The 16,060-nt window shown below is 66.9% G+C and carries 18 protein-coding genes; 8 read left to right on the forward strand and 10 right to left on the reverse strand.

The window, feature by feature from the left end; translation table 11 throughout:
• Positions 1-55 precede the first annotated feature (55 nt).
• From LIX00_RS07960 to LIX00_RS07980, 5 genes are all read left to right on the forward strand, one after another.
• Positions 56-901 (forward strand): inositol monophosphatase family protein, encoded by an 846-nt coding sequence (locus LIX00_RS07960; protein ID WP_227352657.1) that lies wholly within the window; start codon positions 56-58, stop codon positions 899-901.
• Positions 902-1,291: 390 nt separating this feature from the next.
• The gene (locus LIX00_RS07965; RefSeq protein ID WP_227352659.1) at positions 1,292-2,377 is read left to right on the forward strand and encodes an inositol-3-phosphate synthase; all 1,086 of its coding nucleotides are present in this window, start codon (positions 1,292-1,294) and stop codon (positions 2,375-2,377) included.
• Positions 2,374-3,081, forward strand: a complete 708-nt coding sequence (locus tag LIX00_RS07970; RefSeq protein ID WP_227352661.1) for a phosphocholine cytidylyltransferase family protein — start codon at positions 2,374-2,376, stop codon at positions 3,079-3,081. The genes LIX00_RS07965 and LIX00_RS07970 overlap by 4 nt, the downstream gene beginning before the upstream one ends.
• A gap of 3 nt (positions 3,082-3,084) precedes the next feature.
• A complete protein-coding gene (locus LIX00_RS07975; protein WP_227352662.1) occupies positions 3,085-4,305 on the forward strand; it encodes a CDP-alcohol phosphatidyltransferase family protein in 1,221 nt (406 codons plus the stop codon).
• 88 nt (positions 4,306-4,393) lie between these two features.
• Positions 4,394-5,815 (forward strand): sulfatase-like hydrolase/transferase, encoded by a 1,422-nt coding sequence (locus LIX00_RS07980; RefSeq protein WP_227352664.1) that lies wholly within the window; start codon positions 4,394-4,396, stop codon positions 5,813-5,815.
• Here LIX00_RS07980 and LIX00_RS26485 read toward each other — a convergent pair.
• From LIX00_RS26485 to LIX00_RS08000, 4 genes are all read right to left on the reverse strand, one after another.
• Positions 5,812-6,045 (reverse strand): DUF7127 family protein, encoded by a 234-nt coding sequence (locus LIX00_RS26485; RefSeq protein WP_497007343.1) that lies wholly within the window; start codon positions 6,043-6,045, stop codon positions 5,812-5,814. The two genes, LIX00_RS07980 and LIX00_RS26485, sit on opposite strands and share 4 nt — an antisense overlap.
• A gap of 13 nt (positions 6,046-6,058) precedes the next feature.
• On the reverse strand, positions 6,059-6,613 hold the full coding sequence (locus tag LIX00_RS07990; RefSeq protein ID WP_227352668.1) for a YciE/YciF ferroxidase family protein: 555 nt from the start codon (positions 6,611-6,613) through the stop codon (positions 6,059-6,061).
• Between the two features lie 166 nt (positions 6,614-6,779).
• On the reverse strand, positions 6,780-7,679 hold the full coding sequence (locus LIX00_RS07995; RefSeq protein ID WP_227352670.1) for an SDR family oxidoreductase: 900 nt from the start codon (positions 7,677-7,679) through the stop codon (positions 6,780-6,782).
• Between the two features lie 66 nt (positions 7,680-7,745).
• The gene (locus LIX00_RS08000) at positions 7,746-7,919 is read right to left on the reverse strand and encodes a hypothetical protein (RefSeq protein WP_227352671.1); all 174 of its coding nucleotides are present in this window, start codon (positions 7,917-7,919) and stop codon (positions 7,746-7,748) included.
• Positions 7,920-8,081: 162 nt separating this feature from the next.
• Between LIX00_RS08000 and LIX00_RS08005 the strand changes: the two genes are divergently transcribed.
• From LIX00_RS08005 to LIX00_RS08015, 3 genes are all read left to right on the forward strand, one after another.
• A complete protein-coding gene (locus LIX00_RS08005; protein WP_227352672.1) occupies positions 8,082-8,552 on the forward strand; it encodes a phosphopantetheine adenylyltransferase in 471 nt (156 codons plus the stop codon).
• A gap of 266 nt (positions 8,553-8,818) precedes the next feature.
• Positions 8,819-10,138 (forward strand): DUF8593 domain-containing protein, encoded by a 1,320-nt coding sequence (locus tag LIX00_RS08010; protein ID WP_227352673.1) that lies wholly within the window; start codon positions 8,819-8,821, stop codon positions 10,136-10,138.
• A 204-nt stretch (positions 10,139-10,342) separates the two neighbouring features.
• Positions 10,343-11,302 (forward strand): hypothetical protein, encoded by a 960-nt coding sequence (locus LIX00_RS08015; protein ID WP_227352674.1) that lies wholly within the window; start codon positions 10,343-10,345, stop codon positions 11,300-11,302.
• Here LIX00_RS08015 and LIX00_RS08020 read toward each other — a convergent pair whose 3' ends face one another.
• From LIX00_RS08020 to LIX00_RS08045, 6 genes are all read right to left on the reverse strand, one after another.
• Positions 11,303-11,770, reverse strand: a complete 468-nt coding sequence (locus tag LIX00_RS08020) for a FlaD/FlaE family flagellar protein (protein ID WP_227352675.1) — start codon at positions 11,768-11,770, stop codon at positions 11,303-11,305. It abuts the gene before it with no gap.
• A 90-nt stretch (positions 11,771-11,860) separates the two neighbouring features.
• Positions 11,861-12,271, reverse strand: coding sequence for a hypothetical protein (locus LIX00_RS08025; protein ID WP_227352676.1), 411 nt, complete (start codon positions 12,269-12,271; stop codon positions 11,861-11,863).
• A 117-nt stretch (positions 12,272-12,388) separates the two neighbouring features.
• Positions 12,389-13,846 (reverse strand): oligosaccharide flippase family protein, encoded by a 1,458-nt coding sequence (locus LIX00_RS08030; RefSeq protein WP_227352677.1) that lies wholly within the window; start codon positions 13,844-13,846, stop codon positions 12,389-12,391.
• On the reverse strand, positions 13,843-15,144 hold the full coding sequence (locus tag LIX00_RS08035; protein ID WP_227352678.1) for a sulfatase-like hydrolase/transferase: 1,302 nt from the start codon (positions 15,142-15,144) through the stop codon (positions 13,843-13,845). Before LIX00_RS08035 ends, LIX00_RS08030 begins: the two co-directional genes overlap by 4 nt.
• Positions 15,141-15,812, reverse strand: coding sequence for a glycosyltransferase family 2 protein (locus tag LIX00_RS08040; RefSeq protein ID WP_227352679.1), 672 nt, complete (start codon positions 15,810-15,812; stop codon positions 15,141-15,143). The genes LIX00_RS08035 and LIX00_RS08040 overlap by 4 nt, the downstream gene beginning before the upstream one ends.
• A complete protein-coding gene (locus LIX00_RS08045; protein ID WP_227352680.1) occupies positions 15,784-16,020 on the reverse strand; it encodes a hypothetical protein in 237 nt (78 codons plus the stop codon). Before LIX00_RS08045 ends, LIX00_RS08040 begins: the two co-directional genes overlap by 29 nt.
• Between the last annotated feature and the right edge of the window lie 40 nt (positions 16,021-16,060).

Raw genomic sequence — 16,060 nt, forward strand, 5'->3', positions numbered from 1 at the left:
CGCTACCGACGCGCGTTGACGAGCGAACCACTTCCCGAAAACCGGTGAACGACCGATGAGCGACCCCAATCCGACCGACGTCGACCCGGCAGAGCGAGCGTCCGTCGCCGAGCGGGCCGCCAAGGCCGGCAGCGACGTCGGACTGAAGTGGTTCCGGGAGCGCCTCGACGTCGATACGAAGACCGGCCCGACGGACTACGTCACGAAGGCCGACCGCGGTTCTCAGGAGCGGATAGTGGAGGTCATCCGCGACGACTATCCCGACGACGTAATCGTCGCCGAGGAGGGAACGGCGCGGAAGACGCTCCCCGCCGAAGGAACCGCTTGGCTCGTCGACCCCATCGACGGCACGTTCGAGTTCGTTCGCGGCCTCCCGCTGTGGGCCGTGAGCGTCGCGTGCGTTCGCGACGGCGAACCGGTCGCCGCGGTCAACGCGCTGCCGGCGCTAGACGAACTCTACGTCGCCGCCAACGCCGCCGCCACGACGTACAGCTTCGTCGACGGAAACGCGGCGACCGTCGACGGGACGCCCGCGTCCGTCAGCGAACGCGACGACGCCGAGACGTTCGCCGCGGGCATCATCGACTGGCACGATTTCGACGCCGACGAGCCGTCGACGGGTCTGGTGAGGGGGTTCGCCGAGCGGTTCGGCGAGGTTCGTCGCCTCGGGTCGTCGCAAACCACGCTGACGTACGTCGCGAGCGGCGCTCTCGACGTCGCAGTTTCGACCAACCCGAACCCGTGGAACAACGTCGCCGGCGCGCATCTCATCGCCCGCGCAGGCGGAACCGTCACCGACGCCGAGGGTCGTCCGTGGAAACCGGGTGCCGAGTACCTCGTGGCCTCGAACGGAACCGCCCACGACGTCGTCCTGGAGACCGTCGGAAACCACCGTCCTTGACCGGCACCGGCCGGTTGCAATCTGGACCCCCTCTATCGGCCGTCGACTCGGACGGCGCGGACGCATTTACGACACCCCTCCGAATCGAGGTCCTATCACGGAGTACGCGAATTTGCCGATACTGTCAGGAAACCGGTCTCGGTCGATGACCGCGGACGCCGCGACCGTCGGCAACGTTTCCGCGACGAAATTTGAGCTTACACTGTCGTTTTTACCGTTTACCGCGGCCTCACCCCCTCTCTTCTGAGGAAACCAACCGACCCGTTCCTCCGCGCATAATTCAATATACCTAACAACTCTCAGAGGGCGTACCGAGGTACCTGCGCTCGACGGCTTCCTCTTATGATTTCAATAACAATGTGGCCGGCAGTCGTGGTGGTAAGAGGAATTATGTCAGATATCTCAGTGGCTGTCGCGGGTGTCGGCAACTGTGCCAGCGCGCTCGTTCAAGGCGTCGAGTACTACCGCGAGAACGACACGAGAAGTGGACTCGCACACCCGGAACTCGGCGGCTATCGTCCGTCCGACGTGGAGTTCGTCGCGGCGTTCGATATCGACCGCCGGAAGGTCGGGCGCGACTTGAGCGAGGCCATCTACGCGGGTCCGAACTGTACGGGGGTCATCAGCGAGTCGGTGCCCGAACAGGGTGTCGACGTGCGGATGGGGCCGCCGCTCGACGGGGTCGCGTCGCACATGAACGAAGCCCCGGCGGAGGAGTCGTTCCGCGTCGCCGACCGCGACCCCGTCGACGTCGCGGAGGTTCTCCGGGAGACCGACGCGGACGTTCTCGTCAACTACATGCCCGTGGGGTCGCAGGAAGCGGTGGAGTACTACGCGACGAGTTGCCTCGACGCGGGCGTCGCCATGGTCAACTGCATGCCGGTGTTCGTCGCCTCCGATTCCGAGTGGGGGAACGAATTCGAGGACGCCGGCCTACCTATCGTCGGCGACGACATCAAGTCGCAACTCGGCGCGACCGTCCTCCACCGGACGCTCGCCCGTCTGTTCGACCAACGCGGCGTCGACCTCGACGCAACCTACCAGTTGAACGTCGGAGGGAACACCGACTTCCTGAACATGCTCGAACGCGAGCGCCTCGAAACCAAGAAAATCTCGAAGACGGAGGCGGTTCAATCCCAGCTCACCGAAAAACTCGACGACCGGGCCATTCACATCAGCCCGTCGGACCACGTTTCGTGGCTCGGCGACAACAAGGTCGCGTTCGTCAGGATGAAAGGCGACGGCTTCGGCGGCGCCGAACTCACGCTCGAAGCGCGCCTATCGGTCGAGGACTCGCCTAACAGCGGCGGGATGGCCATCGACGCCATCCGAGCCTGTAAGCTCGCGCTCGAACGCGACGTCGGGGGGCCCCTTTCCGCGGCGTCCGCGGTCACGATGAAACACCCGCCCGTCCAGTACACCGACGAGGAGGCCGAGCGACGGTTCACTCGGTTCGCGGAGGAGAAATCGCCGTGACGCGGTACGTGGTGTTGGCGGCGGGAGAGGGGAGCCGGATGCGCGAGCGGACGTCGCTACCGAAGCCCCTCGTCGAGGTGGGCGACCGCGCGTTGCTCGAACACGTCCTCGACCGCATCGCCGAGACCGACGTCTCCGCGGTCACCGTGGTGGTCGGGTATCAGCACGAACGCGTCGAAGCGTTCCTCGACGGGGCGAGCTACGACTTCCCGGTCGAGACGGTCGTCAACCCCGATTACGAGCGCGAGAACGGATTTTCGCTGCTGCGGGCCGCCGCGACCGTCGACGGACCGTTCGTGCTCGCCATGGCCGACCACATCGTCGACCCCGAGATCTACCGCCGAGCGGGCCGTCACGACGGCTTCGGCCTCTGTACCGACGATTCGCCGCCCCCCGGAGAGGACGAGGACGAGGCCACCACCGTGCGGGTCGAGGACGGTCGCATCGTCGCCATCGGCAAAGACCTCCGAGAGTGGGACGCGGTCGACACCGGCGTGTTCATGCTCGCGCCCGAGATATTCGAGGCCCTCGAGGAGCGGACGTCGAGTCACGAGGTGACCGTCACCGACGGCGTCCGCGAACTCATCGCCCGCGGTCGGGACGTCGAGACCATCGACGTCGCGGGGTGCCGGTGGGTCGACGTCGATACGCCGGACGACCTGCGGATCGCCGAGCGCGTTCTCGCGAACGAATCGGGAGGCTGAGCGATGAAGGCCGTCGTCGTGAATCCATCGACGGAACGAATCAGCGGCGTGCCGCTCGTCGAGCGACTGGTTCGGGGGCTCGAGGAGGCGGGGATCTCCGACGTCCGCGTCTACGGTCTCGACGACGCGGTGGGGGAAGCGCCGCACGCCGTGTCCGCCGACGGCGGCGAGACGTCGGACGGCGGGGTTCTGTACGTGGACGGCCGCCACTACGTCGACGAGCGGATCTTCGAGGCGGTCGCCGACCGTCAAGGGACGTACCTCGTCGTCGACGACCCCCGCGACGACGGCGGAGCGCCGAACCCGCGCGGGGGAATCCCGGTCGGGGTCGACGGCGACGCGGTGACCGCGGTCGGCCGAGACGGTGATAAACTGTGGACGGGCGTGGCCAGACTGGACGCCGTCGACGAAACGCGAACCGACGCCGAATCGTTCCTCGACGAGGTGGCGGCGACCGACGGCCTCGGATGGTTCGACGTCGCCGAAATCGATACGTACGTCACCAAACTGCGGCGGGACGTGCCGCTGCACTGGTACCGCGTCGACGACCGGAAGAGCCGCCGGGCGGCCGAACGGGCGGTGCTCGACGCGAGCAAGAAGAGTCCGGCCGACCTCGTGGCGACGTACGTCCACGACCCCATCGAGGACCGGGTCGTCCTGCGACTCGCCAACCGTTCGATCACGCCGAACCAGATCACGCTGCTCGTCAACGTCGTCGCGTACCTCGCGACCGCGCTATTCGCGACCGGCTACCTCCTGCCGGCGTCGCTGTTGACGTTCGTCGTCGGACTCGCCGACGGGTTCGACGGGAAACTCGCGCGGCTCACGGGGATGAAGACCCGGGTCGGGGCCATGGAGCACTCCTTCGATCTGCTGTACGAGTTCTCCTGGATCGTCGCGCTCGGATACTACCTCTCCCGGAGCGCCGGGGCGCGACCGCTCCTGCTCGCGGCCGGCATCGTCACCGTCGTGGCCTTCTACCGGGACCTCTACGACCGCTTCATCGACCAGACGGGCTACAGCGTCGACGTTGCGAGCCCCTTCATGGAGCGCTTCCAACTCGTCACCGGCCGCCGGAACGTGTACAACCTCCACATCCTCGCGTTCGTCCTCCTGGGATACCCGCTGTTCGCCCTGTACACCATCGGCGCGCACGCCGTGCTGACCGCTACCGTTTACTCCGTCCAGTCGTTCGTCCGGCTTCGCCGCCTCGATACCGAGTAAGTTCGGCGCCGTCGCCTCGCACCTCCGCACCGAGGCTCGGGGCCGCTACGCCTTTTCGTCTCCGTCGCCTCCTCGTAAGCGATACGCGATGCGCCAGCGAGTCGAACGGGGCGTCCGGCGAGTCGTCCCCGACGGGGTCGCTGATTCCGTCGAGGGAGCGTACGCCGCCGCCCGGCGCGGGATTCGAGCGCGCCGCGCGAACCGGTCGTTCGAGCGACGCGACGCCGGGGACCCGACGTCACCGGCGGCGGACGCGCCCGACCACGTCGTCCTCGTCGTCGTGGACGCCCTCCGCGCGGACGCCCTCGACGCGGAACGGACGCCGTTCCTGTCGTCGTTGGACGGGACGGACGCCGTCGCACCCGCGACGTGGACGTTCCCCTCGGTCACGTCGCTCCTCTCGGGAACGTATCCCCACGACCACGGCGCGATGCGCCGGTCGGACGACTACGAGAACTCGGTGGCGGACGTCACCGGTCTACCGCCGCAGTCGGACGTCCCCCTCCTCGCCGATCACCTCGACGCCGCCGGCTACCGCACGTACGGCGCGTTCGGCTTCGTCGTCCCGTTCCTCGCGCTTCGCGGCCGGTTCGCCGAACACCGGCTCTACGCCGACGCCGACGCCCGCCGACTCCTCGCCGACCACGCCGAGTGGCTGGCCGACCGCCGCGACGACCGGACGTTCTCCTACCTCCACCTCGCGGATCTGCACGAACCCGTCGAACCCCCCGCTCCGTACGCGGCCGAGCACGACGTGGATACCTCCATCCCCGACATCGAGGGCTGGAACTACGAGGACGTGGTGACCTCGACGCCGACCGCGGATCGCTACCGCAGGAACCGGCGGCGTCTGTACGAGGCGGCGGTCGAATACGCGGACGACCGCCTCGCCGCCCACCATCGCCGCGTCGCCGACCTGGTGGACGACGCCGCGTTCGTCGTTACCGGCGACCACGGCGAGGGGTTCTGGGAGCGCGCGCGGTTCCACGCCGATACCTTCGCCGACCCCCGTCCCGCGTACTGCGTCGGCCACGGCGGCGCGCCCCACGAAGCCGTCACCCGGGTTCCGGTGCGAACCGACGGGTTCGCCGTCGCCGGGACGGACCGCCCGACCTCGTTGGTCGACATCGCGCCGACGGTTCTGCGGGCCGCGACGGGAGAAGACGGCGTCGGAGGGGATTCCTCGGCCGACGCCGACCCGGACGCGGGGGGTGTCCCCCTCGACGAACCGGTGCCGGACGACCGAATTCGACTCGTCGAGGGGACGCGCTACGGGTACGAGAAGAAGGCGGTCTACGCCGACGGATGGAAGTTGATGGTGTCTCGTGGCGACGACGCGTCCGTCGGGTTCTCGCTGCCGTCGGAGACGGAGACGACGATTCCGCCGGACGCGGCGACGCGTCTCTCCGACGCTCTCCCGCCGTGGCCGACGTCCGGCGACGCGGCGGCCGTGCGAGACGACGTCGCCGGCGACGTCGCTCGCCGACTCGAACGACTCGGATATCGCTAACGCTTCCGGACGACGTCGTTCGAAAGCGGAGTCCGGGGACGGCGCTCCCACCGGTTGTCTCCGGCAACGACGATAACGGTCTCACCGACGACGTCGAGGGACGCTTCGACGTCGGGGCCGAAGTCGACGGTGATGACGTTTTCCACCTCGTATTCGCGGCGAGTGATCGTAACGTCATCCCGCTCGTTCGCGGCGGACTGAAGCGGGCGCGGAGTTTCCGTACGTCGGATTGACTCGTCGCGCCTAAGTTCCGCGCCCGTCGTTCGACGGGTATCGAAGGGCGCTCAATTCGTCCCGGAGGGTATCGAGGGTCGATTTCCCCGCGAGTCCCCGAAGCTTCCTGAGGGTCTTTCCCTCCTGTCCGAGGTTATCCTCCAGCGGGGTCGTCACGCCCTCCCCGACGCCTATCTTCTTGGCTATCCTGAGAAGTTCCTCGTAGCTCGTTATCTCGATGCGTTCCGTCTCGATTCCGAAATCGAGGTAGCGGAGATTCCGAAGTTCGTCGTCCTTCACGCCGGCGTCGAACCGGTCCCTCTCTTCCAACAGACCGTCGACGACTCGGTTGTCCCGCCGGGTCGGCTCCTTCCCGAGCGCCTCGAACGCCTCCTCCACGCGTCTCACTTGCGTCTCCGTCTCGGTGCGGTGGATGGCGAACCCCGCGCTGAGATTGTCGTTAGTGGCCAGTTGCGACATCTCGTCGAGGGCGTCGACCAGCTTCACCTCCATGTCGTAGACCGCCTCGAGGGTGAACACGAACAGGTCCTCCGGGTTTCGGAGTTCGGTCTGTGGTGCGCTCATGGACGTTCCGTAGACGGTTCGAGAGGGAGTCGTAAAGCCGTTTTTCCGACGGAGTAGTTCGTTCTCGAAGTAACACGGATACCTCGAGAGGGGTTCCGGTCGGGTCGCTGCTCTCGGCGGAGCGCGTTCCGCTGGCTCCTTCGGGCGTTCCGTTCGCGGCGTTCGGTCACCGGTTCTGATACTCGCTCGCCCGATGGTGGCGCGCGAACCACCACAGGAGGAATCGTCTCGCCGGATAGGAGGTGGCGATTCGGACGCCGAAGTCCGTGGCCGGAGTCCGCAGCGACTCGGGGAGCAGGGCTTCGATAACCGTGCCCGCCTTGGCCGCCGACCCGACCTCGTACCGTCGCTTCGGGGCGTCGCTGTTCGCGGCTTCGAGCATGGTTTCGGCGACCGTTTCGGGGGACGCGATTCCCGGCCCGCCGCTTTTGACGGTGTGCAGCAGTTCGAGCACCTCGTAGAGGTCGGTGTACGCCGCTTTGTGGTCGACGTCGACGAGTTCGTCGCGCACTCGGTCGTAGAAGTCCGTCGCGATGGCCGTCGGTTCGACGACGACGACGTCGATACCGTGTTCCCGCACCTCCTGACGAACGGTCCGGCTGACGGTCGCGAGCGCCGACTTCGAGCCGCTGTAGACGCCGTTGCCGGCGATCGGGTAGCGGTCGGTGATGCTCGTGACGTTGATGATCGTCCCCGAGCCGCTATCACGCATGTGCGGCAGGGCGGCGCGCATCAATCGATACGGGCCGAAAACGTTCACCTCGTACTGCTCGCGCACCTTGTCGATCGGAACGTCCTCGACGGGGCCCATCTGCCCGAAGCCGGCGTTGTTGACGAGGCAGTCCAGGCGACCCCGCTCCTCGACGACGCGCTCGACGACCCGCACCGCGTCCTCGGTCGAGGTGACGTCGAGCGCTGCCGTCCTGGCCCCCGCGTCCCCGAGCGCGGCGAGTTCGTTCGGATCGCGGGCGGTCGCGTAGACCTCCCACCCGTCGGCCAGAAACTCGCGAGCGGCCGCGCGCCCGACGCCGGACGAACAGCCGGTAATGAGAGCCGTGGTACCCATCGTGAACGTTCACGCTCCGCAAGCGCATAGGTTCACGGGCGAAACGCACTGCGAACCGGAGACGAGTTACTCAGCTTCCTCGTCGTTCGCTTCCGCCGCTTCTTCCTCGCCCTCCTCGTCGACTCGTTCCTCCGCCTGCTTCTGTTTCTGGACCAAACTCTCGCTATCCTCGTCGTTCGGTTCGCTCCGTTCTTTCTCCTCGACCGCTTCGGTCAGCGGGTCGTCGTTCTCGTCCGTCATGGTTCCCGTTCGGGGTACCTTCCTGAGAGACTTAATCGCGTCGGCGGCTACGGTCGTCGTCCACGACGCGACGAATCGAACGCGACCGGCTTCCGGGTGACTACGAGGAGTACCGACCGTCGTTCGGCTGAGGTTTATCCGTCTCGCCGCCGGAAATGGAATATGCGAGTCGCAGTCGCCGGGACGTTCGGCCCGTTACACGACGGTCATCGAGCGATGTTTGAAGCGGCGCTGGAGCGCGGCGACGAGGGCGTGGTCGTCGGCCTCAGTAGCGACGAGTTCGCGCGCGAGACGCGACGACCAAATCCCCGCCCGATTCCACCGTACGAGGAGCGCAAACGGCGGGTGGAAGCGACCCTCGACGAACTCGACGAGCGGAACCGAGAGGTCGAAATTCGCCGGTTCGGCGACGAACACGGCTTCGCGGACGACGATCCGTCGTTAGATGCGCTGGTCGTCTCACCCGAAACCGACGAGGAGGTCGCCGCGATCAACCGCCGGCGGACGGACCGAGGAATGGAACCGCTCGAATCCGTCGTCGTTCCGTACGCGTACGCCGAAGACGGGGAGCCGATCTCGTCGACGCGCATCGTGAACGGGGAGATCGACGAACACGGCACCCTCCTCGGGTGATTTTTCGCGTAACATCGCGCCGCTCGCCGGGCGCGGTGACGGGGTGCATCGGACGAACCCGACCGACGAAGCGACGACTCCTTTGCAACCGCTCGAACTTCGGTCGGACTCGCTACCGACCTTCGTCGTGAGCGCGTTCGAGCGACCGCGTCGGACGGAAATAATCACCGAACGCTTCGTCGCTGAATTACAGCGACGTTCGACGCTAGTAAAATCGCCGACATATATAAGTAGACCATCGGCTAGCCTCCAACCGGTGGGGGAGAATGTCCGAGAATCCAGAAAACACCGGCGAGACGCGCATCACGACCGACCGGGAGACGATCAGAACGTGGGCCGACGAGAGCGGCTGGCAGCCCGCGTACCGAACCGACGCGGAGACGCGGTCGCCGTTCGCCTACTCGCCGGAACGACACGCCGACGTGGAGGTCGAGGAGGCCGAGTGGGAGGAGTTCCTCGAAGCGTTCGACGACGAGGAGATGGCGGTCATCCGATATCCGGCGACGGACGAGGAGACGGAGCGGTACGAGGTCGTCCCGCGCTCGGAGGTCGCTGAGCGGGCGACGCTCGAAAGCGCCGAGGTCGAACAGGCGCTGCTGGACGGCGAAACCGTCCGGAGCGAAATCACTGAAACTCGCGTCATCGAGCGCGAAATCGTCGAAACCGAGACCATCGAGAGCGAGGTCGTCGACTCCGAAATCGTCGCCGACCGAATCGTCGACACCGAACTCATCCGGCGCGAACTGACCGACACCGAACCGGAGTTCGTCGACGACGACACGCTCGTCCTCGAGTTCGACGAGACGAGACTGGTGCGCCGCGAGGTCGTCGAGCGCAAGCGAATCGAGAGCGAGGTCGTCGACGTCGACGTCGCCGAGCGAGACGTTCTCGAAGAGGATTCGCTCGAGAGCGTGGTCGACATCGAAGGCGTCCAGCGAACGCTCCTCCAGAGCAACCTCTTCGGCGAGATGCCGGTCGAGGAAGCCATCCAAGCCGGGCACATCGAGAGCGAGTTCACGGAGGGCAGGATCATCGAGAGCCTGCTGTTCGAACGCCGACTCGTCGAGGACGAAATCGTCGACCGGGTGGAGAACGTCTACGACTTGACCGAGAGCGAGGTCGTCGAGACCACGACGGCGACCTCCGACCTCGTCGAGAGCGGTATCGTGGACGCGGAGTACGTCGAGCGCGAGTTCGGTTCGGAAGTGGTCGCGGGGACGACCGAATCGGTGACCATCGAGGAGGAGACGACCGAGACGGAGACCGAAACGATGGGGACGACCGAGGACGAGACGATGGAGACGGGGACGACCGAAACCGAGACGACGGGAACGGCGGAGGACGAGGGCGAAGCCGTCTCCCTCAACAACCGCGACACGGGGAAGAAGGTCGTGAACCGCGACGGCGAGAAGATCGGCATGGTCGCCGAAGTCGAAGGGGACACCATCTACGTCGACCCCGACCCCAGTTTCACCGACCGCGTCAAGGCCGAACTCGGCATCGAAGAGCACGACGAGGACACGTATCCGGTCAGAGTCGACCAGATAGACGAGGTCACTCGAACCGAGGTTCGAATCGCCGGATAGCCGACGGTCGAATCGCCGGTTCGGCTCCGCGTCGGGGAAGGACCCCGACGTTCGACCCCTTCGAAACGTTCCCGGCGGCGTTACCGTCCGAAACGGAAGGAGCCGCCGGAAAAACGGAGCGGCGCGATACCATCTCGCTCACCTCCGGCAGTTGATTCTTTAAACGGGCCATAAATAAGGTAGGCGGTGAGAGAGCGTTCCGGTATGTCCATTCGGGGTCGGTACAATCTTCGGAACGCCCTCCGAGTTCTCAGAGACCCGTCTCTCGTTCGCGGAGAGACGCGGCGACTGCGCAAGGACGCGCTGCGGGCGAACGCCTACGTATCCCGGCTGTTGAACGACGAAGAACGGGTGGACGTGATGGCGGAGGAGTGGGACAACCTCGTCATCTTGGACGCCTGCCGGTACGACATGTTCGCCACGCGGGCGAACTTCGGCGACCGAGTCACGAGCAAGCTCTCGCCGGGGAGCGAGAGCTGGGAGTTCATGGAGGAGAGCTTCGTCGGCCGCGAACTCCACGACACGGTGTACGTCACGTCGAATCCGCACGCGTACAAACTCCCCGACGACACCTTCCACGCCGTGGTCAACCTGCTGGACGACCACTGGAACGAGGAGTTCCGGACGGTCATGCCCGAAACCGTGGTCGAACGGACGCTCGCGGCGTTCGAGGAGTATCCCGACAAGCGCATCATCGCGCACTTCATGCAGCCGCACTTCCCGTTCATCGGCGAGAAGGGCCGCGAACTCGGCCACGCCGGCATCGAGATGCAACTCGACGCCGACGAACACAGCGGAGAGCCCCACCCGTGGAACGCCCTGCTCTACGGCGAGGAGACGAACAGGTCGGCGATAATCGAGGCGTACGTCGAGAACCTGGACGTGACGCTCCCGCACGTCGAACGACTGGTGGAGGAGTTGCCGGGCAAGTCGGTGATCACGGCCGACCACGGCAATCTCATCGGCGAGCGAACGTATCCGATTCCGATGCGGACCTACGGACACCCCGGCGGACTCCACAAGCGCGAACTCATCGAGGTTCCGTGGGCGGAGATCGACGCCGACGAACGGCGCGACGTGACGGCGGAACCGCCGGAGTCGCGCGAGGAGATGACGGACGACGTGATAGAAGACAGGCTGCGAAACCTCGGCTACGCGGAGTGACTACAGCGACGCGAGTTGAGCGATGTAGACGAGGCTCGACACGTGGTCGTTCGTATCGAGGTCGGCCGGGCCGGCCGCGCCGAACCGGTCCGCCTCCGAGAACCCGTACATGTACGACCGCAGGCTCTCGTGGGCCGCTTCGCTCAGCCAGCCCACGTCCTCGTAGTACGAGAGCGCGTTGCCGGTGTTCTCGAATCCCGCTTTCTCGACGAGGAGATCGAGCCACTCGAAAACGATGACCTCGGCACCGTACCGGTTCGGAAGCGACGTCAGGTAGGGTTTCTCCGGGAGCGACCCGGACGCCAGTAACTTCGTCTGGAGCTTCAGTAGCTCCTCGCGCCTGCCGAGTCGGTGGAGTTCCGCTGCCGTTTCCCCGTCGCCCCCCGCGGAGAGGTCGAGCGGTTGCTCGTCCTCGTCGGCCATCCTGCGAGACTCGCGCAGGTCGTAGTCGGCGGGTTCGATAGTCATTCTGATATTTCGAATACAACCCCCTCACCATATATAACTCTTGGCACGGCCCGATTGGGGTATCCGATTTCGGAAAAACGTCAGGTTCGATTACTCGTCCGGCGACCCGCCGCGGACCTTTCGCGCGACGACGACGATACCCAGCAGGCTTCCCAGAATCCCCACCGCGCGGGCGGCCTTCCGACCGCGCGCCAGTCGAGAACCGGATTCGTCCGTCTCGGGGTCGGTCGGCTGTTCGAACGTCTCTTCCGTCGCTTCGTCGTCCGACGACGAGCGGAGCTTGCGAAAGAGCATCCCGAGGCCGGCGAGTACGACCAGCCCGAGTACCGGGGCGAGCAGCTTTCCGACCGACCGACCTCCGGACGATTCGGATTGGGACTTCGTCCGCGTACCGGCGGGTACGGCGTCCTCGTCGCTGTACACTCGTTCTTCGACGAGCGCGGGTTTTTCGAGGTTGATTTTGAAGAGCGCCATCACGGTTCCTTCGTTGCCAAGCGTCATTATACCTTCTGGCTTTCCGTCCGTTCGACCGATTCGCGGACGCCGGGAGGGGGTCCGGACGTCCGTCGGGGAGGGCCGGACGAGACCGCGAACGAGTCGGCGGGTCGAGTCGACTGGTCAGGGCGGCGCGAACGTCCCCCGAACCGCCTCGTCGAGCGTGCGCCTGGTCTCCGGACTCGCGGCGAGGAGGACGCCGACGTAGACGATCCCGCCGAGCGAGACGAGCACCGCGAGGTCGCTCCACGACCGGACGGGGAGCGAGGCGCGGGCCGTCGACACGACGACGAACATCACGAGGCTCGCCCCGACTTGGGCGACCATCGGGCGCGAGAGGGGAGCGAACCCCGACACCGCCCGCCGGAGGAAGAGGAGGGTGCCGAGATACCGGAGCGTCTCCGCGACTAGCGTGGCGACGACGACGCCGATGGGACCGAACCGCAGCGTGAACAGGACGCCGAGGACGAGGTTCACGGCCACCGCGACCGCGGAGAGCCGCATGGCGATATCCGGCCTGTCGAGCCCGTTGACGGCCTGGAGGAGCGGACCGCTCTGCGTGCGGACGACGCGATAGCCGGCCAGTCCGACCAGCAGGAGGGCGGCTTCCCGATACGCCGGCCCGTACACCGTCACGACGAGCGATTCGGAGAGCGCGAGCGCCCCGAAGAGGATGGGGAACGCGAGCACCCCGGAGTAGGCCACGGTGTTCGACACGTCGCGTCCGACGCTCGCACCTTGCGCCCTGCGGGCGCTCACCGCCGCCATCAGCCCGCGCCCCGCCACGTCGGCGACGAACACCGCCGGAAGCGTGAGCATCCACGCCACCTCGTAGAACCCGGCCGCGGCGGGCGCGAGCAGGAATCCGAGCAGGAGCACGTCGAGGCGGTCGTAGGTCGTCCCCAACGCCGTCGTCGGGATGCTGTACCGGGCGTAGTCGGCGAGGCTCCGGACGAACGTCCGTGACGGGAGTGCGGGCCGCGCCCCGACGAACGCGGCCGCGAGGGGGAACGTCAGCGCCGAGGCGGCCGCGAGTCCGTACACCATCCCGGCGGCGACGACCGTTCCGGCCGTGCTGAGGAGCCAGACGAAGCCGATCTGGAGCGGGAGGGTGAACACCGACCGAACCGCGTCTATCCACGTCGCGACGCTGATTCGGCCGCGACCCTGGACGAGGCTGTCGACGGTCTCGTACGCCGACTCGGTGGCGAGCAGGAGGACGAGCAGGAGGGGTGCGGCCGCGAGCCCCGTGTAGCTCCGGAGGGCGTCGCCGGCGACGAACGCGGCGATTCCCGCGAGAACGACCCAACCGGCGTCGAACAGCAGTTGCGCTCCGAACGCGGGCGGCCGGAGCGCGTCGGACTCGGAGAGGCGTTTCTTCGCCGCCAGCGACCAGCCGTTCATCGGTCGATCCGCGAGCTTCGTCAGCGCGTACAGCAGGTAGACGCCTCCGAACGCGCTCGGCCCGAGCCACCGCGCGAAGATGACCGTTCCGGCGAACCCGATGGCCGCCATCGTGAACTGGGCGACCGTGCCGCCCAGCGTCTCCTTGCTGAGGCTGATGTCGGCCGCTTCGCTCACGCGTAGCCTAAGTCCCGGAGTTGGTTCTCGACGGCCTCCGAGACGGCCACGTCGTTCTCGACCGCTCTTCGTTCGAGTCGATCCACGAGCGTTTCGATTCGCTCCCGCGGCTTGTCTATTTCGCCCAGTTCGCGGAACCCGTCCGGCGTCTCCCAGCCGTAGTAGTCCGGGGCGACCAGCGCGTGCCTCTCGGCGTCGAGCGGCGCGGTGTCGAAACCGTCCCCGGTGAGCGACGTCCGGTGACGGTTCGTCAGGCCGTGGTACTCCGCCAGCCACGACCGTCCGTCCAGTTCGCCGAGCAGGCATCGCCCCCGGGATTCGGCGTCGAGGTCCGCGACGTCCACCATCGTCCCGTGAACGTCGAGTAAGCTCACCGTCTCGTCGCGGGTTCCGTCGAGTCCGTCGCCCCAGACGCAGAGCGGAATCCGCGTCACGTCGGGGTACAGCCCGCAGAGGTGCTCCCACGCGCCGTACTCGCCGAGCGCCTCGCCGTGGTCGGCGAGGGTGACGACGTAGTCGAACTCCTCGCGGAGTTCCGCGAAGATGTCCCGGTAGGCGTCCGAGAGGTAGCGGACGCAGTCGTCGTACGCCCGCCGAACCCTCTCCGGGTCGGCGTCGGGGGCGTCGAGCGTGGCCCGCAGCCCGTTCAGTTCGGGCGGTTCGACCGTCCGGTACTCCCCGGGGGGCGCGTAGGGCGTGTGAGCCTCCATCAGGTTGACGAAGAGGAACTCGTCGTCGCCGAAGTCCGTCTCGCGGACGAACCGGAGCGCCTCCGTCGCCCCGTCGTCGCGGGTCGTCCGGCCCCAGCCCATATCTCGGAGTTTGAGCAGCGCGCCCCGCTTGAGCGAGGGGAGCGTATCGCTGTCGCCGACGAGCACGTCGCGCAGGGCGAACAGGTAGCGTTCCGGCCCCATCCCCCGCGTCTCGGCGATGAAGCCGTCCCAGTCGAAGACGTTCTCGGAGAGCGCCCTGAGCCGCCAGCTCCCCTGGAACTGGTCGAAGCCGCGGTGGAAGTCGAACGGCCGGGAGACGTTCACGTTCGCGCTGAACGCCCGGGTCGTGTAGCCCGCGTCCCGGAACGACTCCGCGAGCGCCGGTTCCGGGCAGTCGAACAGTTGCGCGCCGGCGTAGACGCCGAGTTCGCTCGGGTACTTCCCCGCGAACAGGGAGGCGTGGGCCGGGACGGTCCAGTGCGACGTGGAGTAGGCGTTCTCGAACCGCTGGCCGGGGAGCCAGTCGAACCGCTCGTCGAAGGCGTCCTTTCGCAGGGTGTCGAGGACGACGAGCGCGACCCTCATCGCTCCCCTCCGGGGTAGCGCACCCTGTCGACCGCGTCCCAGAACCCGCGTCGCCAGAGCCAGTCGTTGACGCGCCCGAGCGTCGTGTCCGGAACGATTCGCTCCTCGTAGCGGGTCGGGTACTCTCGTCGCAGGCGCGCTCCCTTCTCGGCGTCGATGCTGGCGCGCGTGCGGTCGGGGTGGTGCATCACCAGCGTCGGGTCGTAGCGACACGGGCCGTACCCCTCGATGCGCCACCCGAACTCGGTGTCGTCGCGCCAACCGGCGTACTCGCTTCGAAATCCGCCGGCGGCGAGGGCGGTTTCGCGGTCGAACGCGAGGTTGCAGCCGACGTACTTCCCTTCGCCGCGGTAGGTGCGCCCGCCCTTCACGCGCCCCTCGACGCAGACGACGCCGTCCGAGAGCGCCCCGTCCGCGCGGGCCACCCACTCCGGCGGAGGGCGACAGTCGTCGTCGGTGAGGGCCACCGTATCGGCGTTCGCCGCCTCGATACCGGCGTTTCGCGCCTCGCAGATGTCGAGCGTCGCGTCGTCCACCACCAGCACCTCGAAGTCGCGCATCGTCTGTTCGCGCAGGTCGGCGATCACCCGGTGGTGGTCGTTCGCCGGGAGGGTCGGAATCACGACCGAGACGCGGGGCTCAGCTGACTCGTAGGGTTTCCGTATCATCGTCGACCGCGGAGCGCTTCGAGGCGGCTTCCGCGCGAGTTCTGTTGACGAGGTTCAGGAGGCTGTCCGCGAACGTCGCCCTGTCGTACCGCTCGGCGAATCGCCGAATCTCGGCGGCGTCGAAGTCGTCGGAGTCGAACCGCTCTCCGCCCCCGATTCCGGGAAATCGGTCGTGCAACACCGCCGCGTTCCGTGATTCCTGTCTCATTCGTCCACCCCGTGGAGTCTGCCGACCCTACACCACGTTA

Origin of the sequence: Haladaptatus salinisoli, assembly GCF_020614375.1 — an archaeon.
Lineage (GTDB): Archaea > Halobacteriota > Halobacteria > Halobacteriales > Haladaptataceae > Haladaptatus > Haladaptatus salinisoli.

Excerpts from the sequence above, each read along its gene's own strand:
- LIX00_RS07960 (WP_227352657.1), top strand. The coding sequence starts at position 56 with ATGAGCGACCCCAATCCGACCGACGTCGACCCGGCAGAGCGAGCGTCC.
- LIX00_RS07965 (WP_227352659.1), top strand. The coding sequence starts at position 1,292 with ATGTCAGATATCTCAGTGGCTGTCGCGGGTGTCGGCAACTGTGCCAGC.
- LIX00_RS07975 (WP_227352662.1), top strand. The coding sequence starts at position 3,085 with ATGAAGGCCGTCGTCGTGAATCCATCGACGGAACGAATCAGCGGCGTG.
- LIX00_RS07980 (WP_227352664.1), top strand. The coding sequence starts at position 4,394 with ATGCGCCAGCGAGTCGAACGGGGCGTCCGGCGAGTCGTCCCCGACGGG.
- LIX00_RS07990 (WP_227352668.1), bottom strand. The coding sequence starts at position 6,613 with ATGAGCGCACCACAGACCGAACTCCGAAACCCGGAGGACCTGTTCGTG.
- LIX00_RS07995 (WP_227352670.1), bottom strand. The coding sequence starts at position 7,679 with ATGGGTACCACGGCTCTCATTACCGGCTGTTCGTCCGGCGTCGGGCGC.
- LIX00_RS08000 (WP_227352671.1), bottom strand. The coding sequence starts at position 7,919 with ATGACGGACGAGAACGACGACCCGCTGACCGAAGCGGTCGAGGAGAAA.
- LIX00_RS08005 (WP_227352672.1), top strand. The coding sequence starts at position 8,082 with ATGCGAGTCGCAGTCGCCGGGACGTTCGGCCCGTTACACGACGGTCAT.
- LIX00_RS08010 (WP_227352673.1), top strand. The coding sequence starts at position 8,819 with ATGTCCGAGAATCCAGAAAACACCGGCGAGACGCGCATCACGACCGAC.
- LIX00_RS08015 (WP_227352674.1), top strand. The coding sequence starts at position 10,343 with ATGTCCATTCGGGGTCGGTACAATCTTCGGAACGCCCTCCGAGTTCTC.
- LIX00_RS08020 (WP_227352675.1), bottom strand. The coding sequence starts at position 11,770 with ATGACTATCGAACCCGCCGACTACGACCTGCGCGAGTCTCGCAGGATG.
- LIX00_RS08025 (WP_227352676.1), bottom strand. The coding sequence starts at position 12,271 with ATGACGCTTGGCAACGAAGGAACCGTGATGGCGCTCTTCAAAATCAAC.
- LIX00_RS08035 (WP_227352678.1), bottom strand. The coding sequence starts at position 15,144 with ATGAGGGTCGCGCTCGTCGTCCTCGACACCCTGCGAAAGGACGCCTTC.
- LIX00_RS08040 (WP_227352679.1), bottom strand. The coding sequence starts at position 15,812 with ATGATACGGAAACCCTACGAGTCAGCTGAGCCCCGCGTCTCGGTCGTG.
- LIX00_RS08045 (WP_227352680.1), bottom strand. The coding sequence starts at position 16,020 with ATGAGACAGGAATCACGGAACGCGGCGGTGTTGCACGACCGATTTCCC.